The following is a 23,084-nucleotide window of genomic DNA, read 5'->3' as shown; positions in this document are numbered from 1 at the left end:
GCTGCAGCTGCCAGCCTATCTGAACAAGAACGACAGGAGGCAGGGCCATGGGTGAAACATGTGATATTCTGATTTCCGGTGGCGGTGTTGCCGGTCTTACCGCTGCGGCGGGCTTTGGGGCGGCCGGGTTTCACGTGATCTGCGTTGACCCGACCCCCCCGGTAACCACCCGCGATGGCGCCGGGGCGGATCTGCGCACCACGGCGTTTTTGCAACCCGCACAGGAATTGCTTGAGCGCATTGGCCTTTGGCAGAGCCTGGCCAATCACGCCGCGCCGCTACAGATCATGCGTATTGTCGACGCCGGAGGATCCACCCCGGAACCGCGGGTGACCAAGGATTTCAACGCCGTTGATATTTCTGACAAACCTTTTGGCTGGAACCTGCCCAATTGGCTGCTGCGCCGTGAGATCCTGTCGCGGATCAGCCAGTTGCCCAATGTGGATTTCCGCGCGGGCACCGGAACAGAAACCCTGTTTACCCGCAGCGATGAGGCCCGCGTCACCCTGACCGATGGTAGCCAGATCCGCGCCCGGCTGGTGATCGCCTGTGATGGCCGCGTATCCCCGATGCGGCAGGCAGCGGGCATTCCTGTCAAGACAACCCGCTATGGACAAAAGGCACTGGCCTTTGCTGTTACCCATCCCATCCCGCATGAGAATGTGTCAACCGAGATCCACCGGTCGGGTGGGCCCTTTACCCTGGTGCCGCTGCCCGACCACGAGGATCAGCCCTGTTCTGCGGTGGTTTGGATGGAACGGGCAGCGCGCGCCGATGCCCTTCAGGCATTGGATCCCACCGAGTTTGAGGCGGAAATGACCCGTCGCAGCTGTGGGCTGTTCGGTCCCCTGACGCTGGCCTCGCGCCGCAGCATCTGGCCTATCATAAGCCAGTATGCAGCCCGGTTGGAAAATCAGCGTCTGGCCCTGATGGCCGAAGCCGCCCACGTGGTGCCGCCAATCGGCGCTCAGGGGCTGAATATGTCACTGGGCGATCTGCGGCTGCTGCTGCAATTGGCTGAAGCCCGCCCAGAGGGGCTGGGGGATGCTGAAATGCTGGCCACCTACCACCGGGCGCGCCACCGCGAGATTCTGATACGGGTGAAAGGGATTGATCTGTTGAACCGCAGTTCAATGATTGAAGCCCGCCCGCTGCGCGATCTGCGTGCGCTGGGACTGAATGCGCTCTATTCGCTGGCACCTGTACGGCGCAGCCTGATGCAAATGGGGCTTGGAGTGAAATCCTAGGCCTGCGGCGGAAAGCATAAGAAACCGGCTTTCCCAAGGGGAAAGCCGGGGCCTTCGGCGAAGGTATTTTCAGCAAGATGAAATCAAGGCCCCACATCTGAGGCCTTTTGCCTGCAAATGGCCCTTAGAGCACCTGATCCAGGGCGGGTTTCAGGCGCGCCAGCGTTGCCTCGACATCATAGAGTTTATCAAGGCCGAAGAGGCCGATCCGAAAGGTGCGGAATGCCTCTGGTTCATCACATTGCAGCGGTACGCCCGCGGCGATCTGCAGGCCAAGGCTGGCGAATTTCTTACCGTTTTGCACCTCTGGGTCGCGGGTGTAGCTAACCACAACGCCCGGCGCGCCAAACCCATCCGCCGCCACGGATGTGACGCCCTTGCCGGCCAGTAGCGCGCGCACGGAATTGCCCAAGTCCCACTGGGCCTGTTGCAGGCGTTCAAACCCGTAGTCCCGGGTTTCCAGCATGGTATCGCGAAAGGCGCGCAGGGCATCGGTGGGCATGGTTGCGTGATAGGCATGGCCACCGTCTTCATAGGCCTGCATGATGGCGCGCCATTGTTTGAGGTTGAGGGCAAAGCTGTCGGAGGTCGTGTCCTCAAGCCGGGCAAGCGCGCGTGGCGAGAACATCACCAGGCCGGCAGAGGGCGCGGCGCTCCAGCCTTTTTGCGGGGCTGAAATGAGCACATCGACACCGCTGGCCTGCATATCCACCCAGGCGCAGCCAGAAGCAATGCAGTCGAGCACCATCAGCGCACCAACTTCATGCGCGGCGGCAGCCATCTGCTGCACATAACCCTCTGGCAGAATGACGCCAGCGGCAGTTTCCACATGTGGTGCAAACACGATACCCGGTTTTTGTGCGCGGATGGTCGCGGTGACCTCGTCGATGGGGGCAGGTGCAAAGGGCGATTGGTCTTCATTTCCTGCCCGACGGGCCTTGAGCACGGTAGAGGAGGCCGTCAGACCGCCGGTTTCAAAGATCTGGCTCCAGCGATAGGAAAACCAGCCGTTGCGCACCACCAGAACATCCTGGCCTTTGGCAAACTGGCGCGCGACAGCCTCCATTGCGTAGGTGCCGCCGCCCGGTACCAGCGCCACTGCCTCGGCCTGGTAGACCTCTTTCAGCATGGCATTGATATCCAGCATCACCGCCTGAAAGGTCTTTGACATATGATTGAGCGAGCGATCGGTGAAGACCACCGAGAATTCGTCGAGACCGTCCGGGTCCACAGTGTTCAAAAGCGCCATTATAGTCTCCGATGTTTTTGCATGACTGCCCGCCCGCCTTGGATACCGGGCGCGGTTACCTTGCAGATATACTGAATTGCGCGCCCGCTCGAAACCCGGCATGGGGCGATAGCTCTGTCCAAAATCAAAAGACAATGCCACCGAATAGGCCTAACCCAAGGGGCCGGGGCGACGTTCTTCGGATAGCAGCACATTGGCATCCACAGAACCGACCCCCGGCAGCAGCATGACCCGGCGGCGCAAGACCCGTTCAAAATCGGCAATATCGCGGGCTGTGACCCGCAGGCGATAGTCGTAAAGCCCCAATACATGTTCCACTGTCTGCACCTCGGGAATGGCGCAGACCGCGCGTTCAAAATCTTCCAGGCTGACGCGGCCCTTGGTGCCCAGTTTGACGCCAAGAAAGACCGTGACACCAAAGCCCAGCTTCTCGCGGTCCAGTTCCAGCCGCCGGCCAGTGATGATGCCCAGATCCTGCAGCCGCTTGATGCGCCGCCAAGTGGCAGGCTGGCTCAGCCCCAGTTTGCGCCCCAGCGCACCCGCCGACTGATTGGCATCGCGCGACAGCGCCTTGAGCAGAGCAAAATCGATAACATCAAGATCGCTCATATTGGCAGGCTTTCATTGGTTTTGATGCGGGCGACATGCATCAGGGCCTCAATATCCGAGATATGCGGCAGGGTCAGAATGGCGCTGCGATAGATCTGCTGATAATGCGCCATATCACGGGCAATCACCGAAAGCCGCACATCGACCTGCCCCAGAAAGGTTTGAATTTCCAGCACTTCGGGAATTTCACGCGCTTTGGCAATAAATTCGTCAAAGGCACGCGGGTTGGCCTTTTCCAAAGTAACCCGCAATGACACTTCAACTGTGTAGCCAAGCGCGTGCCAGTCAATCACCACCCGGCTGCCCAGCAGGACGCCTGCCTCACGCAATTTATCGAGACGGCGCGACAGCCGCGTCGGCGTCATTCCCAGTGTCGCGGCCAGATCCGGAATCGACTGTTCCGCATCGCCTTGCATATGGCGCAATATGCGCCGATCCAGATCATCAAGCATGAAAAGATCAATATCTGAATTTAGTACGAATGAATACTGTAAAAATCCTGTAAGTTCCAGCCAGAACCACCGTGCATTTCGCCCCCTCCTTGCCTATGGTGCCTGCAAACGACAACCAAGAGGATCTTAGAGATGCGCGTATACTATGACCGCGACTGCGACGTTAACCTGATCAAAGACAAGAAAGTGGCCATCCTGGGCTACGGCAGCCAGGGCCACGCCCATGCGCTGAACCTGCGCGATTCCGGTGCCAAGAACCTCGTGGTTGCCCTGCGCGAAGGCTCCCCTTCTGCCAAGAAAGCCGAAGGCGAGGGCCTGAAAGTCATGGGTATCGCAGAAGCCGCAGCCTGGTGTGACGTGATCATGTTCACCATGCCCGATGAACTGCAGGCAGAGACCTACAAGAAATACGTCCACGACAACATCAAGCCAGGTGCTGCCATTGCATTTGCCCACGGTCTGAACGTGCACTTTGGCCTGATCGAGCCAAAAGACGGCGTTGATGTAATCATGATGGCGCCCAAAGGTCCCGGCCACACCGTGCGCGGCGAATATACCAAAGGCGGCGGCGTGCCCTGCCTGGTAGCCGTCGACAAGGATGCCACTGGCAAGGCGCTGGAAATCGGCCTGTCTTATTGCTCTGCCATTGGTGGCGGTCGCTCGGGCATCATCGAGACCAACTTCCGCGAAGAATGCGAAACTGACCTGTTCGGCGAGCAAGCCGTTCTGTGCGGCGGCCTGGTAGAGCTGATCCGCTGCGGCTTTGAAACTCTGGTTGAAGCGGGTTATGCGCCCGAAATGGCCTATTTTGAATGCCTACACGAAGTGAAGCTGATTGTTGATTTGATCTATGAAGGCGGCATCGCCAACATGGATTACTCGATCTCCAACACAGCTGAATATGGCCAGTACGTCACCGGCCCGCGCATCCTGCCCTACGACGAAACCAAAGCCCGCATGAAAGCGGTTCTGGAAGACATCCAGCAGGGTAAATTTGTGCGTGACTTCATGCTCGAAAATGCCGTTGGCCAGCCTACACTGAAGGCCTCGCGTCGCGCCAATGACGAACACGGCATTGAAGCCACCGGCGCCAAGCTGCGCGGTATGATGCCCTGGATCTCGGCTGGCAAAATGGTCGACAAAGAGAAAAACTAAGCTGCCAAACTGGCTTGGCGGAACAGTCCGCCCGGTCTAGTCCCTTTTGGCCTTACTTTTCTGCCGGGCGTTCCATTTCTTGGGACGCCCTTGCTATTTTTTATCAGGAGCCCCCCATGCAGAGCCCAGCCCAAACGCTGCCCGCCCCAACCGGGGCCGGCACCATCAACTGGATCAAGCTGCTTATTCTCGGGCTTATCTGGGGTTCCTCCTTTATGTCCGTGACCCTTGCCCTGCAGGGGCTGGGGCCGATGACGATTGCCGCTGGGCGGATCAGCCTGGGCGCGGCCGCCCTGCTGACCATCACCTCGGTGATGCGTATTGGCCTGCCCTCGCTTGCCAGCCGCCAGGGGCGCCTTATCTGGCTCTGTGCTTTGGGGATGGGTTTTTTCAGCAATGCGCTGCCGTTCTCGCTGCTCAGTTGGGGGCAGACCTATGTGGCCAGCGGCTTTGCCGGGGTCTGCATGGCGGTGGTGCCGCTATTTGTGCTGCCACTGGCACATGTTCTGGTGCCGGGCGAGCGCATGACCCTGCGCCGCGCCCTGGGCTTCCTTATCGGCTTTGGCGGCGTCTTGACCCTGATCGGGTTCAAGGCCTTTGCCAGTGCGGGCAGTGACTATGAATCACTGGCGCGGCTGGCCTGCCTTGGCGCAGCGCTGTGCTATGCGATTGGCTCCATCATCACCCGGCTGTGCCCCGGCGTGAACCTGCTGTCGCTTTCTGCAGCGGCGCTAAGTTGCGGCGCATTGATGATCGTCCCCACCGCCCTGTGGCAGGAAGGCCTGCCCAGCCTGCCTGAGGGACGATCACTGCTGGCGGTGCTCTATCTTGGCCTGGTGCCGACCGCGCTGGCGCAGGTGCTGCTGGTGCAGGTGGCGCGCAGTGCCGGGCCCAGTTTCCTGGCAACCGTAAACTATCAAGTGCCCGTCTGGTCGGTGTTCTTTGGCGCCCTCTTGCTGAATGAAACCCTGCCGCCGCAGCTGTTTGCGGCCCTGGCTCTTATCCTTGCCGGACTGTTGCTCAGCCGCCCGGCCGCCCATCGCCAACGACCATAAAGGGCCAGAATATGCCGGAACATATGGGCCGTTATTGGCTGATGATTGCTACGCTGGGGCTCGTTTGGGGATCCACCTTTCTGGTGATCGAGCTGGCGCTGCAGGGCATTACCCCGGTCTGGCTAACCGCTGGGCGGATTGTATGTGCTGCGCTGGTAATGGGGTGCATCTGGGGGGCGCGTGGTTTTCGCCTGTTTCATGGGGCCCCCAACTGGCCAATCATCGCCACTCTTGGCCTGACCAGCACGGTGCTGCCCTTTCTGCTGATCAGCTGGGGCCAGCAATATATCACCTCTGGCTTTACCGGCGTTGCCATGGCGGGCACCGGTCTGATGGTCTTGCCACTGGCGCATTTTCTCATCCCCGGAGAACGCATGTCGCTGCGCCGCTTTATCGGGTTCCTGATTGGTTTTCTTGGGGTCGCACTGCTGATCGGGACCCAGGCGTTTGACAGCACGGGCGCAGCGCACGAACCCCTGGGCCGGGCGGCATGTCTGGGGGCAGCCGCCTGCTATGCGACTTCGTCAATCCTGACGCGCCGTCTGCCCCCGGTGGATCCCGTGGGGCTGGCGGCTGTCTTGCTGTGCCTTGGCGCGCTGCTGATCCTGCCCCTCGCGCTGATCCTGGAGGGAGCGCCCCCGCTACCCGATCACCAAACACTGTTCTGGATCGCCCTGCTGGGTCTGCTGCCCACTGCGGCAGGCAATTTCCTGCGCATACTGGTCATTCGCGGCGCGGGTCCCACCTTCATGAGCCTCACCAGCTATCAGGTGCCGATCTGGTCGGTCCTGCTAGGCGCGCTGTTTCTGGCAGAACCGCTGCCCGCGACCCTGCTCTTGGCGCTGGGGCTTATTCTATCCGGGGTTTGCATCAGCCAGTGGGGCGCCTTGACCCGGATGTTTACGCCAAAGACAAAGCGAGCCTAATGCACCGCCTGCCACAGGTTCAGTGCCTGAACGGTCTCGGCCACATCGTGTACCCGCAGCAACTGCACGCCTTCGGCCACCCCAGCCAGCGCCAGCGCAATAGAGCCGGGCGCGCGTTTGTCGGCCTCGGGGGCATTACCAATGCTGCCAATAAACTTCTTGCGGGACACCCCCAGCAGGATTGGACAGCCAAGCCCGTGAAACAGGCTCAGCCCTTTCAACAGCGCCAGATTATGTGCCTGCGTCTTGCCAAAGCCGATGCCCGGATCCACCACGATCTGTTCGCGCAAAACGCCGGTTGCTTCTAGTCGATCCACCTGCGCCGCCAGGAAGTCATACACATCCAGCAGGACATTGGCGTATTTTGGATCGTCCTGCATAGTTTCCGGGCTACCCTGCGCATGCATCACGCAGACCGGAGCCCCCGCCTGCGCCGCCAGAGGTGCCAGCGCAGGATCATAGGTAAAGCCGGACACATCATTGATCAGTTGCGCACCTGCGTCCAAGGCCTCCATCGCGACCTGCGCCTTGCGGGTATCGATGGAAATTGGCACCGAAGATACCGCCCGAATGGCAGAAATCACTGGCGCAGTGCGCGTAATTTCCTCTGCTTCGGGTACAAACTTCGCACCAGGACGGGTAGATTCGCCCCCAATATCAAGGATATTGGCCCCATCAGAAATCAAACGCTGGGCTGCACTCAGCCCGGCGGCTACGCCGATACTGCGCCCGCCGTCAGAAAAGCTGTCAGGTGTTACGTTCAAGATCCCCATGATCTGGGGACGCGTCATATCCAGCCCGGCAATGGCGGCGCGGCGAAAACTCAGCCGCTGGCGCATCTCTGCCGGGATAAGCCCAGCCGGAACGATGCGCGGCGGCGCATCCCGGCTTAGCAATTCGACTTCGGAAAACCACAGCGCCCCACCGGCAAGCGGCAGCGCACCTTCTGGTCTTGTCTCTCCATGCCGCACCAACGGCCGGTAATACATCACAACTGTGTTTGCTCCACATCCACGACGCGCAAAGGAACCTGAGGACAGGCAGGCAGCTCGGCGCCAATGACGATCATCTCGCCTGCCTCAAAGGTTGCCGCAAACCAGGCAGCCAATGCAACTGATTCAGACGGGGCCGCAGATGGTCCGTCCACCGCGTCCAGCACAATCTTGGACGGAGCCCAGACGCAGATCTGCCCATTTTTCATTGCCCAGTCGAGCTCTGTCCGGGTGGCGACCACCACACAACGGTCATCTTTTGCCGCCACGCGCCAGGCGTTTTGCTCGATCGACAACAGATCAATGCGGCGCTGGGTCATCTTATGGCCGGTTTTGGGCACCTCAAGTGGATGCGCCCCAACACAGAGAATCAGTGGTCGCTGGCGGCAGGCCATCTGGTCGATCCAGGTAGAGAAGTTTTTGCTTTCGATGGCTGCATTGGACAGGTACATCAGCCGGGGATGCGGTGGCTCATCCTCTTCGACCACGTGGCTCACCTGATCCTTTGAGCGCGCGATCTCGACCCCTAGGGCACCGGGGCCACGGTCCAGCTTTTCGATCCGCACAAAGACCCGCACGGCCTGGGGTTCCAGCAAGATCCGCTCTGCCACGCGTTCTGCCAATGTTTCCAAAAGGTTGATACGCTCTGCCGCAAGCTCATAAGCGATGGCTTCCGTGACCTTGTCATAAGACAGGATCCGGTCCACGTCATCGTCCAGATCGGCTGGTAAGGGCGTCACTTCGACCACGACATTGAAGCTGATCCGCTGGGTATTGCCGCGTTCTGCCTGAAAGGCACCAATCTCAACCTCAACCATGTGATCGCGCAGAGAGATCCGGTCCAGGGGGCCTGGCCGCGCCGTTGCGGCGGCGCGTTCGCTAGGGTGTTCAAAGGCGAGGCGAACTTCTGAAGACATGGGCAAAGACGGGCCTTTGGCTGGCTAACGGGAAAAGGTGGGTTCTGTGTACTCTTGTGCCGGGGCCTTAACAGGCCTGCAAGCGCCAGACTAGAGAGCGAATGCGGCGTTGCAGCTGCTTCGCCCGGCCCAAAACATCCTTCCACGTCACATCAATGGGCCGCACTGGCCAGCCGGCCCCTGCCTTGATCTTTCGCAGATTGCAGGCCGTTTCCGGTACAGAGCTGGCATCAACCTAGCCGTCAGCTCTCGTCGTTCATCGCGGTCCGGTAGCGGTCGTCACGGTAAAACTGGTGCACCCCAATGCGCGTGGTTTTGGTAAAACTGCGGCTCCAGCGCGGACGCACAGCTGTGGTGTGGTAATAGGTGGCGCCCTCGGTCAGGTCCGGGACCTCCCCATCAATCACGGCCCTGGCCACCTTGGCCACCCGCTCATAAGCGGTTTTTTCCCGAATCACCTCTTTGTGTCCATCGCAGGTATAGGTGAACTGACACTGATAGCGCCGCCCAGTACCCTGATTGATTACACCGCACAGCGAATTGGGGAACTGGGCGCTTTCAACCCGGTTCATGATCACTTCGGCAACCGCAAACTGGCCTTTGACCGTCTCGCCGCGCGCCTCAAAATACAAGGCCTCTGCTAGGCAGGCAAAGTTTTCTCCACCCTTGGCCATGGGCTGCTCATCCAACCAGGCTTTCGAAAACGAAAGATCATCTGCTGGCGCATCTTTGGGGCGAAATTGAAAGCCAAGAAAACCGGACAGCCGGGTATTTGGGACCGCGCTCAGGGTGGATTGCTCACGCTTGAACAGGGCACCCAAGCTGGTTTCGGCCGCCGCCACTTGTCCCATCATTGATGTTGCTGCCGCCAGGGCAGCCAAGGTCAGGAATTTCATGTTCAGGGATCCTCATTTTTCCGCTTGCGTGCGGCCTCCCCAGTCCGTCACAAGCGCCTCCCTTAAGCGCATTTTGGCAAAACGTCCAGTTCTGGCAAAATCAGGCCCACACGACACCAGTTCGCCCCCACAGGGACCAAAGAAACGTGGAGGTGAAAAGAGGAAAATTTTCTTAGCTTTTTTCGTAAGTTGGAGAAACCACCCCGGTTTTCTCTTGGATTGCGAGCTGCGCCGCGGCCAAGCGCACCACCGGAACCCGGAACGGGGAACACGAGACATAATCAAAGCCAGCCTCTCGGCAAAATGCGATTGATTCGGGGTTGCCACCGTGTTCGCCACAGATCGACAGGGTCACCTCGGGGTTTGCCTCACGGCCCCGCTGCACGCCAAGCTTCAACAGCTCTCCGACGCCATCGACATCCAGCACATGGAACGGGTCTTCAGGAAAGACCCCCTGCTGCACATAATTGGACATAAAGCGGCCCGCGTCATCTCGCGACAACCCATAGGTCATCTGTGTCAGATCATTGGTGCCGAAGCTCAAGAAAGAGGTATGCGGCGCGATCTCTGCCGCGCGCAGCGCAGCGCGCGGGGTTTCGACCATGATGCCAAGACGGTAATCAAAGGTCTCCCCCTGCTCTGACGCGACAGCCGCCGCCACCGCATCGATGCGCGCCTTGACCAGTTCGACCTCGCGCTTGGCCGAAACCAGCGGGATCATCACCTCGGGCACCACTGGTGCCCTATCGCGAGACGCCAGAAGCGTGGCTTCAAAAATGGCGCGGGCCTGCATGTCGTAGATTTCCGGCACCGTCACGCCCAGGCGCACCCCGCGCAGGCCCAGCATCGGATTATACTCCGCCATATCCTCGACCCGGCGGGTCACATCGCTCACCGGGATCCCCAGGGCCTCTGAAAGCTCCCGCTGGCCCGACTTGGAGGTCGGCAGGAATTCATGCAACGGCGGATCAAACAGGCGAATGCAGACAGGCAGCCCCTCCATGATGCGAAACAATTCATGGAAATCATCGCGCTGCATCGGCAGCAGCCGGGCCAGAACTGCGGCGCGCCGACTTGAGGTTTCGGCAAAGATCATCTCGCGCATGACCGTCAAGCGACCCGGATCAAAGAACATGTGCTCGGTCCGGCACAGGCCAATGCCCTGGGCATTGAAATTGCGCGCCGTCTGCGCATCTGCCGGGGTATCGGCATTGGCACGAATATCGATGTCACGGGCCTCGTCCGCCCAGGCAAGCAGGGCCTGGAAGGCATCATCCTGCGCCGCCTCCAGCATCTCTGGCTCGCCCGCCAGCACCTCGCCACTGCTGCCATCAATGGTCACGATATCACCAGCGTGAAAAACCTGCCCCTTAGAGGAAATCAGCTGTTTCTTGCGGGAATCAAAGGTCATATCCGACGCGCCGACAATGCTGGGCAGGCCAAGGCCGCGCCCGATAACCGCCGCATGGCTGGTCATGCCGCCCTTGCCAGTCAACACCGCCACCGCCGCATGCATGCCGCGCACATCCTCTGGCGAGGTCTCGCGCCGCACCAGCACGCAGGGCTCGCCACGCGCCGCGCCAGACTGGGCATCCGCCGCCGTAAAGACAAGATGCCCGGTTGCCGCGCCGGGACTGGCCGCAATGCCGGAGCCGATCACATCCCGCGCCGCGCTTGGGGCAACCTGACGGTGCAGCAATTCATTCAGCACATGGGCATCCACCCGCATCACAGCCTCATGCGGCGGGATAATCCCATCCTGGGCCAGGGCGACCGCAATCCGCACAGCCGCATGCGAAGATCGAAGCACCCGCACCCCGTCAAGGATATGCAGTTTTCCGTTTTGAATAACAAATTCGACCTGCATCTCTTCGCGTAGACGCTGCCGCATCAGCGCGGCATCCGCCTTGATGCTGGCAAAGGCCTCCGGTGCCAGCTCCTCCAACGAAGGTCCGCGCGCATCCTTTTCCAGGAACAGCGCATTTGACCCCGCCCCCAGGGCCTCGCGCCCCTGGCTCTGGCTCAGGTAGCGGCCCGTCAGTTGCCGCAGGCCGGTCGTCGAATCCACCAGTTGCAACACCCCAGAGCCGCATTCCCCCTGACCCAGCCCCGGGATCATCTCTTGCACCACCAGCCCCAGGCCCGCATCCACCGGCGCGCCCTTGGCCTGACGCAGCAACCGCGCCGATGTCCCCTCCCAGGCCCGTGCCATGGAACGTAAGACCGCCGCCAACTGCTCGCCGGGATCCTGCGGGAACTCCTCATCGGTTTCCGCCTCATAGGCCTGCAGGATTTCGCTCAAGGCATCCGGCCCGCCATCCTCTACATCGTCAAAAACATCCGGGTCCAGCCGCGCCACATGCACCGCATAAGATTGCACAAACCGCAGATACAGCGAGGCCGCAGCCTCCTGCCCCAAAACCTTGCTCAACGACAGGTAGCGCGCGTCGTTCATGCCGATATTCAGGATCGCACTTGGCCCGCCCCAGTCCTGCACCTCTGAAGATGGGCGCACACAGAGCAGCGCATCCTCGGAAAACTCTTCCAGGATGGCGCGAATATCGGGCAACGCCCCTGCGGCCGCATTTTTCACTGCAGCAAAGGACAGGGCCACGGTACAGGGCACCGGCAAATCAAGCCGAACCAGTCGCTGCAGGCATTTGGCCCGGCCGCCGTGACTGGCCGTGGCAATGGGCGCCGTTGCGGTGATCAACGAAGCAAGCGGAGTCTCAGACGGGGGATTCTGCACTGCGGCACCTCTTCTTTGTGTTGCAGCATAATCCCCCAAGATCACACCGCAAGGCCCAAGCCCCGACACCAGGCCGGAAAAGCCATAAAACAGTGCTGCAAATCCCAAAAGCAGGCAAGAAGTCCCCTTTTTTCGCCGCGACGGGGGTCAAGGCCCGCGCAGCGGCCCTGCACAGCAGGGTTCAGCCTTGAGGCCCGCCGCGGCCTCAAAACTCGCAGCGGCGCTTTCAGGGGCAGATCGGCCCCTGAAACGCTTCTCAGCAAAACAAAAAAAGGGCCGCACCACAGCGCGACCCTTGAAGATGTTTGATCCACTTGGCCAGGAAACCGGGCCAATCGTCTTGGCAGACTTACGCTTCGATCCGGGTCAGATCAGCCACCTGGCCGCAGACCTTGCGGATCTGGCTCAGCAGATTCAGCCGGTTGCGGCGAACCACTTCCTTGTCGGAGTTCACCTGCACCGCCTCAAAAAACGCATCCACTGGCTCGCGCAGCGCCGCCATGCCGCCCATGGCGGCCGCGAAATCTTCGGCCTCGATGGCCGAAGAGATCGCCCCCTCGTTTGCGGCAAGCGCATCGAACAAGGCCGCTTCTGCCGGGTCTTCGATGAATTTCTTGTCGGCACCAAAGGAATATTCGACCCCGTCTTTTTCCTCGGCCTGGCTCAGGATGTTGTTGGCGCGCTTGAACCCTTGCAGCAGATTCTCGCCATCCTCGGAGGACATGAACGCCTCAAGCGCGCGGGCGCGTTTCACCAGGAGCGTCAGGTCATCATTGCCCGCCATCGCCACGCAGGCGTCGATCACATCGTGACGGATGCCCTGATCGCGAAGAAAGACCTTCAGGCGGTCGTGGAAGAAGCCCAGCAGGTCACGCGACATGTCCGGCAGGCTGGTTTCCAGCTCTTCCAGATGCTTCGGCAGATCGCCGTCGAATGCGTCAACCACGGTGCGCAGGGCCGAGCCGAAAATGCCGTGTTCGGCAATTTCACCCAGCATGTCGCGCATCAGGCTGGCTGACACTTCGTCATCGCCATTCTGGGCAATCTCGTGGCGCAGCAACTGCGCATCGAAGTAACGGTCCAGTGGCAGCCTGGTGTTGTTTTCCAGCACCAGGCGGATCACGCCCAGCGCGGCACGGCGCAGGGCAAAGGGGTCTTTTGACCCGGTGGGCTTTTCATCAATCGCCCAGAACCCGGTCAGCGTGTCGATCTTATCCGCCAACGCCACGGCGACAGAGACAGCTTCCGTTGGCACCTCATCGCTGGGGCCCAGCGGCGAATAATGCAGCTGACAGGCATTGGCGACCTCTTGCGGCAGACCGGCAGCCTGCGCGTAGTAGCGCCCCATCAGGCCCTGCAATTCGGGGAATTCATAAACCATTTCAGACGACAGATCCGCCTTGGCCACACGGGCGGCCTGTTCGGCCAGATCGGCATCGGCACCGACAACGGGCGCGATCTCGCGTGCGAGGACTGCGATCCGGTCGATGCGTGCGGCTTGGGTGCCAAGCTTGTTGTGGAAGGTCACATTGCCAAGGCTCTCCAGCCAGCCTTCCATGCCGACCTCGGATTTTGCGGTGCGCAGGTCGTTCTCCCAGAAGAACTTCGCATCTGCCAGACGCGCGCTCAGCACCTTTTGGTTGCCTGCCAGAATGGTCGCGCCGTGATCTGCTGTTTCACGGTTGGCCACGGTGACAAAGCCTTCGATCCGACCGGTTTTGGGGTTTCTCACGCTGAAAAATTTCTGGTGTTCCTTCATCGAAGTCTGCAGCACCTCTGGCGGCAGCTCCAGAAATTCAGCGTCGATATCGCCCAGCAGCACCACCGGCCATTCCACCAGGCCGGCAACCTCGGCCAGCAATCCCTTGTCTTCGACCAGTTCCAGCCCACGGGCAAAGGCCTGATTGCTGGCCTCTTGCCAGATCGCCTCGCGGCGTTCGGCCGGGTCCAGCACCACATTGGCGCGCTTCAATTTGGCGGCGTAGTCCTCAAAACCCGATACGCTGATTTCATCCGGTGCCATAAAGCGGTGGCCGCGGGTGGTCTTGCCCGTCGTGATCCCGTCCAGCTCCAGCGGCACCACTTCGCCACCGTTTTCATCGCTCAGCACACACAGGATGGAGTGCAGCGGGCGCACCCAGCGCAGGGTTCCCGCCCCCCAGCGCATGCTCTTGGGCCAGGGAAAGTTGCGAATGGTTGCCTCAAGCACCTCGGCGATGATCGCAGAGGCCGGGCGTCCGGCTTTTTCGATGCTGGCGAAATAGATCGCCCCCTTGGGGGTGTCGCGCTCTTCCAGCTGGTCTCGCGTCAGGCCAGCCCCGCGCAAGAAACCTTCGATTGCCTTGTCCGGCGCTCCCACCTTGGGGCCTTTGCGCTCTTCGCGCAGCGTCGGGCTTTCGGCCAGCAGACCTTCGATTGCCAGGGTCAGACGACGCGGCGTGGAAAAGGCTGCAGCCCCGGCGTAGGTCAGCCCGGCCTCGACCAGGCCATCGGTCATGCGCTTTTTCAGGTCCTCGGCTGCACGCGCCTGCATGCGGGCCGGGATCTCTTCGGAAAACAGTTCAATCAGCAGATCAGGCATCGAAGTTCCTTGCACAGTCGTTGCGCCATCTTTTGACGGCGGGCGCGCAGATAGATTGCGCTTTGGTCTCACGGGGCGGCGGCCATCCCATCACAAGCGGCCACCGCATTTAGATCGTCTTCGGGCTAGTCGCCCTGGGTGGGACGCGGCGGGCAGGTTTCCCCGACCACGGTGCCATCATAGGCTTTTTCACCGCAGGCGTTCAGTTCATGCCAGGCAAAGCCCTGGCCCTGTTCCGTCACCGCAACAATGCGGTCCACCCCGTAAAAGATGTTTTTGACAGAAACAAAGGCCGTCGCAGTGCCATCCGCAAGAGCCGCGCCCAGGGCCTCGGCGTCAAAGCAGTCAAACCAGCCCGGCGCATTGCGCGGGTCCTTTTGGCTGGAAACCTGAAACAGCTGTTCCAGCGCCTGCGGCCGCAGCGGGGTGGTGAAACAGGCGCGATAGCGGATTGGCGAGCTTTCTGCGTCAATCGCCTGGAAATTTTCATAGGCAATCGGCTTGGGGGTCTCGGCGTTCAGTGGCAGCAGCACCACATCCTCCCCCGGGGTCAGGGCAACATCGTCATAGTAGCCATAGACCTGCAGGTAATACATCGCCCCGCCCGCCGCGAGCCCGGAAACGACAAGAACAATGGCAAGAAACTTACCCAACATTAGCAATAACCTTCATAATTTCGCCCCGCACAGCGGCGCGCTTGGGGCACGGTGCCCGGATATGACCACCGCCTTTTCGTCAGCCGCCCTAGGCGGCGAACCCACCGGCGCTGGTCTGCACAAAGGCATCAGCGCATTGCTTGGCCAGGTTGCGCACCCGCCCGATATAGGCCTGGCGTTCCGTCACAGAAATAACCCCACGGGCATCCAGCAGGTTAAAGATATGGCTGGCCTTGATGCACTGGTCATAGGCAGGATGCGCCATGATAATACGTTTGCCGGTCTTTGGGTCGTCATAGGCCTGGGCCAGGATGGTGGCGCATTCGGCCTCGGCCTCTTCAAAGTGGCGCAGCAGGACATCGGTGTTAGCCACATCAAAGTTCCAGCGAGCGTATTCTTCTTCGGTCTGCTTGAAGACATCGCCATAGCTCAGCGGGATCGGCGCATCCGGGTCATTAAAGGGCATGTCCATCACATGATCGACGCCCAGCACATACATCGCCAGACGCTCCAACCCATAGGTCAGCTCGCCGGAAACCGGGTGGCAGTCGTGGCCGCCGACCTGCTGGAAATAGGTGAACTGGCTGACTTCCATACCGTCGCACCAAACTTCCCAGCCAAGGCCCCAGGCCCCCAGGGTTGGGCTTTCCCAATCGTCTTCGACAAAGCGGATATCATGCAGGGACATGTCAACGCCGATTGCCTCAAGGCTGCCGAGGTACAGTTCCTGCAGATTGGGCGGGCTGGGTTTGATCAGCGCCTGAAACTGGTAGTAATGCTGCAATCGATTGGGGTTTTCACCATAGCGCCCATCGGTGGGGCGACGCGAAGGCTGAACATAGGCAGCCGCCCAGGGCTTGCTGCCCAGCGAACGCAGCGTGGTGGCCGGGTGAAAGGTGCCTGCGCCCACTTCCATGTCATAGGGCTGCATGATGGCGCAGCCCTGGCCAGCCCAGTAATTTTGCAGCCGCAGAATGATCTCTTGAAAAGAGCGCGGAGCGGCTCTGGCCGCGCCAGATGTCATCTCAGATGTATGGCCGGTGGTCTGGGTCATGTCCAAATCCTTCGTATGGGGCGAAGTGCAGCAGCAAATGCGCGCTTCTTCCTATGCAAGCCCCCCGGCAGGGTCAACGGCTAGAACGCCACCAGCCCCCGCCAGAGGACCATTGCCACACACGGCACGGGCCGAAACCCGCCTTTTGCCACAACAATTGCCCGGCCAACCGGATTTGCCGTGGCAATAAGGCCATAATCCCCAGTTTGCTGCAGCGCCGGGGGAATTCCCCCCCGCAAGAGGCGTTCCCTTTGCCGCTGCAAAATGTTTATCTGCGCCGCAATAATTTGGTTTACCGGGATAGGGTCCTGATAATGAAAAAATTGATCGCCGCATTGGTTCTGTCGCTACAAGCGCTGGCCATTGGCTTGGTCGTGCCTGCCCAGGCACAGCAAAACACGCAGGAAACCGTCTGGATCCAGGTGGCCGCGCGGCCCTCTCTGGCTTCGGCCAGCGCAGAGGCGCGCGCAATCGCCGCCAGGCTGCCGGATGTGGCCGGGTTTTCCTTGGGCGGCGGCTGGTACGGGGTGCTAATTGGCCCCTATACCCGCGAAGATGCGAATCGCGTGCTGCAGGTCTATCGCTCTGAAGGGCAGATCCCGCGCGACAGTTTCATCGCCTTTCCCGCCAACCTGCGCACCCAGTTCTATCCGCTGGGCGAAGACGCGGCCCAGACGAATGCAGCACCGGCAGATCCTGCACCGCAGAATCCGGATGCAACGGCTACGGCGCCAGCCAGCCCAGAGGTCGGCCAGACCCCAGATACCGCGCCTCTTGCTATTGCGGACCCGGCGCCAGCCCTGCCAGACGAAACCCCGGCACAGGCGCGGCGCAGTGAAAGCCTGCTCAGCAGGGACGAACGCAAAGACCTGCAAGTCGCGCTCAAGGCGGCCGGGTTTTACACCTCTGCCATTGATGGTGCATTTGGTCGCGGCACCCGCGCATCCATGTCGGATTGGCAGGTCTCGAACGGCCATGAGGCGACAGGAGTGCTGACCACCGCGCAGCGCCAGGCGTTGATGGATGACTATAACGCGCCACTGATTTCGGTTGGCATGCGCCGGATCACCGATGAACAGGCTGGCATCTCGCTGGAGATCCCCGCCGCAGAGGTAGGGTTTGCCCGCTACGAACCACCCTTTGCCCATTACGACAGCTCTGGCGATCTGGGCCTGCGGGTGCTGCTGATCAGTCAGCGCGGCGACAAGCGTACGCTCTACGGTCTCTATGACATCATGCAGACGCTGGAAATCGTGCCGCTGGAAGGCCCACGTCAGCGCAGCGGCGACAGCTTCACCCTGGAAGGGCGCAACAGCCGCTTTACCTCCTTCACCCAGGCCAGCCTGAAGAATGGTGAAATCAAGGGCTTTACCCTGATCTGGCCCGCCAACGACGAAGCCCGCCGCGCCCGGGTTCTGGCTGCCATGCAGGACAGCTTTGAACGCCGAGACGGCGTTTTGGATGATGCCGCCGGTGCCGATATTCAGCAGAATATCGATCTGCTGTCCGGCCTGGAAATCCGCAAGCCCAAGATGTCGCGCTCTGGCTTTTTTGTCAGCACCGATGGTGCGGTTGTGACCACTTCTGATGTGGTGCAGGGCTGCACCCGCGTGACGCTGGATCATGGCTACACGGCCGAGGTGCTTGCGCGTGACAGCAAAAATGGCCTGGCCATCCTGCGCCCTGCGCAGGCGCTGGCCCCCATGGCCGTGGCAGAACTAAGCGGCCACAGCCCGCGCCTGCAGTCCGATATTGCGGTCTCTGGCTTCTCCTATGAGGGGGTTCTGGGCGCGCCAAGTCTCACTTGGGGTAAGCTGGCGGATGTAAAAAGCCTGGATGGCAATACCGATATTGCCCGACTTGAACTGACAGCGCAGAGCGGCGATGCCGGTGGACCGGTTGTCGATGCCTCGGGTGCGGTACTGGGTATGCTGCTGCCGCAGGCGGCCAATGATCGCCAACTGCCCGACGGGGTGAGCTTTGCGGTGAATGCTGCCGCCATCCGCAGCGCGCTGGACAGCGCCGGGCTAAGCGCCAAGACCCAGCCTGCGGGCTCGGATCTGACCAATCAGGCGCTGACACGCCGCGCTACAGGCATGACCGTTCTGGTCAGCTGCTGGGACTAACCCAAGACCAATCAGCCAAGATCGCGGCACCTGTTTCTGTGCCGCGATCCAGAACAAAAAACAAAAAGACGCCGGTGGTTTCCCATCGGCGTCTTTTTGTTTCGATACGGATGTCAGCCACGGCACCGCGCTGTTGCCGTGGCCCCCGGCAAAGCCTTCAGCAAGGGGCCGGTTCAATAGGGATGGATGCGGCCATCCCAAGTGTGAAAACATCCCGTCGTCCCCAGGGTCAGCACCTCGACTTCTTCAATCAGACCGCGGGCTGCATCTTCCACACAGATATCGCCTTGATCGCCGCCCATATCGGTGCGCACCCAGCCGGGATGATAGATCCCCACGGCAATGCCTTTGGGGCGCAGATCCGTGGCCAGATTGCGACCCACATTCAGCGCCGCCGCCTTGGATGCCCGATAGGCATAGCTGCCGCCGGGCGCCCGCGCGTGGCTGGCCATCTGCGAAGAGATGATCGCGATCTTGGGCGCATCCGCAAGCCGCAGGTTCGGCAGCAGCGCCTGCACCGTCAAAAAGACGCCAGTGACATTCACCGCCATGCTCTGGCTCCAGATTTCGGCGGTATAGTCTTCCAGCTCCATCCCTTTATCGAGATAGACACCTGCGTTGCACACCAAAAGATCAACAGGGCGCCCCGCCAGTTCGCGGGCAAATCGGGCCTGTGCAGCTGGATCGGTTACATCCAATTGCGCACTGCCAGAGCCATCTCGCGATGTGCCAGTCACTTCATGACCCTGGCTGCGCAGCTGAGTGGCCATTTCAAGGCCAATGCCACGGTTGGCACCGGTAATCACGATATGCATGGGATCTTGCCTCATAAATCTGTGTTAGCTGGTCTAATTTGTCTTCCGATTGCGCCCAAAGGGCAATGGCAAAACCGGAATACCCTCCTCTATCAAGGCCTTGGCCTCTTCTGGTTTGGCCTCACCATGAATAGCGCGTTCCGGCGTATCGCCCAGATGCATCGCCCGTGCCTCGCTGACAAAATCCTTGCCCACATAATCAGAGTTGGCCTCGACCTGACGGCGCAGCGCACGCAGGGCACGCTGCAGTTCTGCGGCCTGCCCCTCTGCCGGGGCGCTCAGCGCGCCAGGACCGGCAACGGGGCCGCCCCGGGGGCCATGGCTGACCTCGGGGTCAACCTTTGCTGGGGACATAGCGGCTGTCGCCGCCCTGCTGTCGCCGCCCTGCTGGCCGGGATCCGACGCCGGGCTGCTCTGCTCTGGTTCACCGATGCCTGAAACAGCTTTGCGCCCGGTGCGCACCCGTGGCGCCATGATGGCCTTTTCGACCTTGGCACTGCCACAAAAGGAACAGGTCACCAGCCCGGCAGAGGCCAGTTTATCAAAGGCAGAGGCCGACTGGAACCAGCTGTCAAAGCTATGACCTTCGGCGCATTTCAGGCTGTAGTTTATCATTCTCTTACTCGTAGCAGGCTTTGCTGAATAGCGGGGCAGTAAATTCAAAATCAAGACAAAAAATGGCCCTCCTGCGGGGGAACGACGCCTATGTTAGGCTTTCGCCGTCAGGATAGATCGGCGCTCAAAGGAGGCCGCGTCATGGGGCGCCGGGCCAGCGGATCACGGGGCCAGCGGCAAGTGACTGATAAATCCCTCCAGCACCTGCGCCTCGGGCAGCCCCGCGTCAATCGCGAGGCGGCGCAGGCCAAAATGCACCAGGGCCACCTCGTGATAATAGCCCGAATAGACATAGTTCGCCGTAGCCCCGGCGGCTGCGCCCAAAATGGGCACTGATTGCGCTGCCAGCTTGTGCCCCAGTGCAGTGGCCAGACGGGGGGCCACCGTGCTGATCAGCTGATTGATCGCCTGGCCAGACAAGCTCAACCGGAGCGAGAAAAAGGCAGTTTCAGCCCCATCATCCCGAGCCAATGGCCCGGCAGAAGCAAAGACCCGCAGGCAGTCAAACATCACGCTTTGCGCATCGGGGTCGAACCCTTCGGATGCGGCGGCATCTTGAATCGTGCGCAATAAAAAGGCAGTCGTCGCCGGCAACTCTATCAGCGCCCCCGGCAGCCCGGCAGCGCCGCCTGCTGCCCCCATGGCCGTACTGACCAAACGATTGACCCTGGGCGTTTGCCCCGGCACCACCCGGCGGGACTGACGCGCCGCCTGCATGGCCAGATGCAACGCCTGCTGGGTCGACTGCTCCAACTGGCCGCGCAGCCCGGCTGGCAACCGTGCCAACACACTCTCGACCTGACCGCCCAGCACATTGAGAAGATTGACCCCAAGGCCACTTGCCGCTTGGTAGCGCTGCGCCAGGGCCGCAAGCTCGGCCTCGAACTCGGCCCCCGTCAGGCTGCGCCGATCTGTCAGTATCTCACTCATCCTGCCGCACTCCTTTAGGAAAAGATTGGCCCGCAGGGCACGGGTTTCAAGGTCCGGCTAGGGGGGCGCCAGCAGCTTCCCAGCGAACCACCCGCCCGGAAACCCCCTGCCAGGCCCCCGGAGCCGTCGCCAAGCCCAGCACCCGATCCGGGTTTGTCGGCGGCGGCATTTCGACACCCGCAAGACGGCGAAATCCAAAGCGCTGATAATAGGGTGCGTCACCGACCAGCATCACCCGCTGCCAGCCATGCTCTGCCGCCTTGGCCAGACTGTCACGAATGAGAGAGCCGCCAAGCCCCTCTCCCTGGTGGGTGGGATGGACGGCAACCGGCCCGAGCAACAGCGCGGTGACACGGGTATTCGGCACCTCTTCGGCATTGGTGACCTTCCGGGCGACGGCCTGGGAAACGCAATCCCGGGGCACCGGATCGCAGCGTTCAATATGGACAGGCCAGAATCGGATCGCGCCCGCCAAAATGCCCAGTTCATCACGGGCTACCTGGCTCAACCCCGGCACCGGTGGCACATCATCGCGCAGGCGATACGACGACAGCGCCTCGCGCCCCGGCGCAAAGCACAGGTCATATAGCGCCTCAACCTCCCAACGATCATCGGGTTGCTCTGCCAACAATTCGATCACGCTACTCGACCTCCGCGCGCTTGCCCGCATCTCTCGGGGCTGGAAATCGCCCTAGCACGGGCGTAAGTCTGGGGCAAACAATTGGAGACGCGACATGTTCTATCGCCCCGAAGACGGCCACGGGCTGCCCCACAACCCCTTTAACGCGTTGATCACGCCGCGTCCGATCGGCTGGATCTCTTCACGCGCCGCTGATGGGCACGACAATCTGGCACCCTATTCCTTTTTCAATGGTGTTGCCTATACGCCGCCGCAGGTGATGTTTGCCTCGACCGGCAGCAAGGACGACCAGCCCGGTACCAAGGACAGCCTGGCAAATATCGAGGAAACCGGCGTCTTTTGCGTCAATATTGTCGGCTACGAGATGCGCGACGCAATGAATGCCACCTCGCAGGCGCTGGCCAAAGAAGTGGATGAATTCGACCATGCCGGCCTCACGGCTGTAGACTGCGACACGATTGACTGCGCCAGGATCGACGGGGCCCCAGCGGCGCTGGAATGCAAGCTCACCCAGATCGTCACCCTGCCGGGCGCGGCCAACCGGGTCGCCTTTGGCGAGGTCACCGGCATTCATCTGCGCGACGACTGCCTGCGCGATGGCATCTTTGATGTGACCACATTCCAACCGCTGGCCCGGATGGGCTATCGTGATTACAGCGTAATCCGCGAGGTCTTCTCGCTGGCACGCCCTGATGACTAAGGATTTCTGATGCCCCTGCCCAACCCGGCCCTGCGCAACCCGATCGTCTTGCCAGATGGCCAGCCCCATGCCGGAACAGTCATGCTGTCGCGTGTGATTTCGCACCCCAATATCCAGGTTGGGGACTATAGCTATGCCTCCGATTTTCAACCTCCGCAGGACTGGGCCAGCCACCTCGCCCCCTATCTCTTTGCCGGGGCGCGTGAACGGCTGGTGATTGGCCGGTTTTGCCAGATCGCCCATGGCGTGCGCTTTATCACCGCCTCGGCCAATCACGCCCAAGAGGGGATCAGCTGCTATCCCTTCCCAGTGTTTGACCCGGATCAGATGGCAGGCTTTCAGCCCGATACGCGCGATACGGTCATTGGCCACGACGTCTGGATTGGCTACGGTGCGATGATCCTGCCCGGTGCCCGGATCGGCGATGGTGCCATCATCGGCGCGGGCGCGGTCGTGCGTGGCACCATACCGCCCTATGCGATCGTGACTGGCAACCCTGCCAGCATTGCCCGCTTTCGCTTTCCAAAGCCGCAGATCGCGCGACTGCTCTCGCTGAAATGGTGGCACTGGCCACAAGAGCTGCTGTCGCGCGCCGAACCGGCCCTGCTGTCGGGCGATCTCGAAATGCTGGAAAGCCTCGCCCCCGACTGACCCGCGCCAGCCCTGACCTGCTGCTTGGGTAAATCCGAACCCCCAAACAAAAAAGCCGCGCCCCGTCAG

At 61.1% G+C, this 23,084-nt stretch carries 21 protein-coding genes; 7 read left to right on the top strand and 14 right to left on the bottom strand.

Going from position 1 to position 23,084, the window contains the following annotated elements:
• Nucleotides 1-47 precede the first annotated feature (47 nt).
• Nucleotides 48-1,247, top strand: coding sequence for a UbiH/UbiF family hydroxylase (locus ACN0VH_RS15645; RefSeq protein ID WP_417701133.1), 1,200 nt, complete (start codon nt 48-50; stop codon nt 1,245-1,247).
• Between the two features lie 124 nt (nt 1,248-1,371).
• Here ACN0VH_RS15645 and ACN0VH_RS15640 read toward each other — a convergent pair whose 3' ends face one another.
• From ACN0VH_RS15640 to ACN0VH_RS15630, 3 genes are all read right to left on the bottom strand, one after another.
• Nucleotides 1,372-2,496, bottom strand: a complete 1,125-nt coding sequence (locus ACN0VH_RS15640) for an aminotransferase class V-fold PLP-dependent enzyme (protein ID WP_417701131.1) — start codon at nt 2,494-2,496, stop codon at nt 1,372-1,374.
• A gap of 150 nt (nt 2,497-2,646) precedes the next feature.
• Complete coding sequence (locus ACN0VH_RS15635) at nt 2,647-3,105, bottom strand: Lrp/AsnC family transcriptional regulator (RefSeq protein ID WP_278921294.1); 459 nt, start codon at nt 3,103-3,105, stop codon at nt 2,647-2,649.
• On the bottom strand, nt 3,102-3,557 hold the full coding sequence (locus ACN0VH_RS15630) for an Lrp/AsnC family transcriptional regulator (RefSeq protein WP_278921295.1): 456 nt from the start codon (nt 3,555-3,557) through the stop codon (nt 3,102-3,104). Before ACN0VH_RS15630 ends, ACN0VH_RS15635 begins: the two co-directional genes overlap by 4 nt.
• 132 nt (nt 3,558-3,689) lie before the next feature.
• Between ACN0VH_RS15630 and ilvC the strand changes: the two genes are divergently transcribed.
• The 3 genes from ilvC to ACN0VH_RS15615 all read left to right on the top strand — a co-directional run bounded on the left by ilvC (nt 3,690) and on the right by ACN0VH_RS15615 (nt 6,693).
• Nucleotides 3,690-4,712 (top strand): ketol-acid reductoisomerase, encoded by a 1,023-nt coding sequence (gene ilvC / locus ACN0VH_RS15625; RefSeq protein ID WP_278921296.1) that lies wholly within the window; start codon nt 3,690-3,692, stop codon nt 4,710-4,712.
• A 116-nt stretch (nt 4,713-4,828) separates the two neighbouring features.
• Nucleotides 4,829-5,767, top strand: a complete 939-nt coding sequence (locus tag ACN0VH_RS15620; RefSeq protein WP_278921297.1) for a DMT family transporter — start codon at nt 4,829-4,831, stop codon at nt 5,765-5,767.
• 11 nt (nt 5,768-5,778) lie between these two features.
• Nucleotides 5,779-6,693: a DMT family transporter gene (locus ACN0VH_RS15615; protein ID WP_417701128.1), complete on the top strand. Its 915-nt coding sequence runs from the start codon at nt 5,779-5,781 to the stop codon at nt 6,691-6,693.
• Here ACN0VH_RS15615 and folP read toward each other — a convergent pair.
• The 7 genes from folP to ACN0VH_RS15580 all read right to left on the bottom strand — a co-directional run bounded on the left by folP (nt 6,690) and on the right by ACN0VH_RS15580 (nt 16,538).
• Nucleotides 6,690-7,685 carry a dihydropteroate synthase gene (folP, locus tag ACN0VH_RS15610; protein WP_278921299.1) on the bottom strand — a complete coding sequence of 332 codons (996 nt, stop codon included), beginning with the start codon at nt 7,683-7,685 and terminating at the stop codon, nt 6,690-6,692. The genes ACN0VH_RS15615 and folP overlap by 4 nt on opposite strands.
• Nucleotides 7,682-8,602: a dihydroneopterin aldolase gene (locus ACN0VH_RS15605; protein ID WP_278921300.1), complete on the bottom strand. Its 921-nt coding sequence runs from the start codon at nt 8,600-8,602 to the stop codon at nt 7,682-7,684. Before ACN0VH_RS15605 ends, folP begins: the two co-directional genes overlap by 4 nt.
• A 242-nt stretch (nt 8,603-8,844) precedes the next feature.
• Complete coding sequence (locus ACN0VH_RS15600; protein WP_278921301.1) at nt 8,845-9,498, bottom strand: cell wall hydrolase; 654 nt, start codon at nt 9,496-9,498, stop codon at nt 8,845-8,847.
• A 172-nt stretch (nt 9,499-9,670) separates the two neighbouring features.
• Nucleotides 9,671-12,247: a putative PEP-binding protein gene (locus tag ACN0VH_RS15595; RefSeq protein WP_278921302.1), complete on the bottom strand. Its 2,577-nt coding sequence runs from the start codon at nt 12,245-12,247 to the stop codon at nt 9,671-9,673.
• A 349-nt stretch (nt 12,248-12,596) separates the two neighbouring features.
• Complete coding sequence (gene glyS, locus ACN0VH_RS15590; RefSeq protein ID WP_417701124.1) at nt 12,597-14,828, bottom strand: glycine--tRNA ligase subunit beta; 2,232 nt, start codon at nt 14,826-14,828, stop codon at nt 12,597-12,599.
• A gap of 125 nt (nt 14,829-14,953) precedes the next feature.
• Entirely contained in the window at nt 14,954-15,484 is a 531-nt protein-coding gene (locus ACN0VH_RS15585; protein ID WP_417701122.1) for a DUF6446 family protein, read from the bottom strand.
• A gap of 88 nt (nt 15,485-15,572) precedes the next feature.
• Nucleotides 15,573-16,538 carry a glycine--tRNA ligase subunit alpha gene (locus tag ACN0VH_RS15580; protein ID WP_417701120.1) on the bottom strand — a complete coding sequence of 322 codons (966 nt, stop codon included), beginning with the start codon at nt 16,536-16,538 and terminating at the stop codon, nt 15,573-15,575.
• 314 nt (nt 16,539-16,852) lie between these two features.
• Between ACN0VH_RS15580 and ACN0VH_RS15575 the strand changes: the two genes are divergently transcribed.
• Nucleotides 16,853-18,664, top strand: a complete 1,812-nt coding sequence (locus tag ACN0VH_RS15575) for a trypsin-like peptidase domain-containing protein (protein ID WP_417701118.1) — start codon at nt 16,853-16,855, stop codon at nt 18,662-18,664.
• A 173-nt stretch (nt 18,665-18,837) separates the two neighbouring features.
• Here ACN0VH_RS15575 and ACN0VH_RS15570 read toward each other — a convergent pair whose 3' ends face one another.
• The 4 genes from ACN0VH_RS15570 to ACN0VH_RS15555 form a co-directional block, all read right to left on the bottom strand.
• Nucleotides 18,838-19,479 carry an SDR family oxidoreductase gene (locus ACN0VH_RS15570; protein ID WP_417701116.1) on the bottom strand — a complete coding sequence of 214 codons (642 nt, stop codon included), beginning with the start codon at nt 19,477-19,479 and terminating at the stop codon, nt 18,838-18,840.
• Between the two features lie 33 nt (nt 19,480-19,512).
• The gene (locus tag ACN0VH_RS15565) at nt 19,513-20,094 is read right to left on the bottom strand and encodes a DUF1178 family protein (RefSeq protein ID WP_417701114.1); all 582 of its coding nucleotides are present in this window, start codon (nt 20,092-20,094) and stop codon (nt 19,513-19,515) included.
• A 162-nt stretch (nt 20,095-20,256) separates the two neighbouring features.
• Complete coding sequence (locus ACN0VH_RS15560; RefSeq protein WP_278921309.1) at nt 20,257-21,024, bottom strand: EcsC family protein; 768 nt, start codon at nt 21,022-21,024, stop codon at nt 20,257-20,259.
• 46 nt (nt 21,025-21,070) lie between these two features.
• Nucleotides 21,071-21,664 (bottom strand): GNAT family N-acetyltransferase, encoded by a 594-nt coding sequence (locus ACN0VH_RS15555; RefSeq protein WP_417701112.1) that lies wholly within the window; start codon nt 21,662-21,664, stop codon nt 21,071-21,073.
• 94 nt (nt 21,665-21,758) lie between these two features.
• Here ACN0VH_RS15555 and ACN0VH_RS15550 point away from each other — a divergent pair, with 94 nt between their 5' ends.
• Together ACN0VH_RS15550 and ACN0VH_RS15545 are read left to right on the top strand one after the other, a co-directional pair.
• Complete coding sequence (locus ACN0VH_RS15550; protein WP_278921311.1) at nt 21,759-22,364, top strand: flavin reductase family protein; 606 nt, start codon at nt 21,759-21,761, stop codon at nt 22,362-22,364.
• A gap of 9 nt (nt 22,365-22,373) precedes the next feature.
• Nucleotides 22,374-23,015 carry a CatB-related O-acetyltransferase gene (locus ACN0VH_RS15545; protein ID WP_278921312.1) on the top strand — a complete coding sequence of 214 codons (642 nt, stop codon included), beginning with the start codon at nt 22,374-22,376 and terminating at the stop codon, nt 23,013-23,015.
• Nucleotides 23,016-23,084: the final 69 nt, after the last annotated feature.

Source organism: Pseudophaeobacter sp. (assembly GCF_048267565.1).
GTDB lineage: Bacteria > Pseudomonadota > Alphaproteobacteria > Rhodobacterales > Rhodobacteraceae > Pseudophaeobacter > Pseudophaeobacter profundi.
Note: the sequence above shows the minus strand (reverse complement) of the source record. Positions and strands in the feature narration are given on the sequence as shown.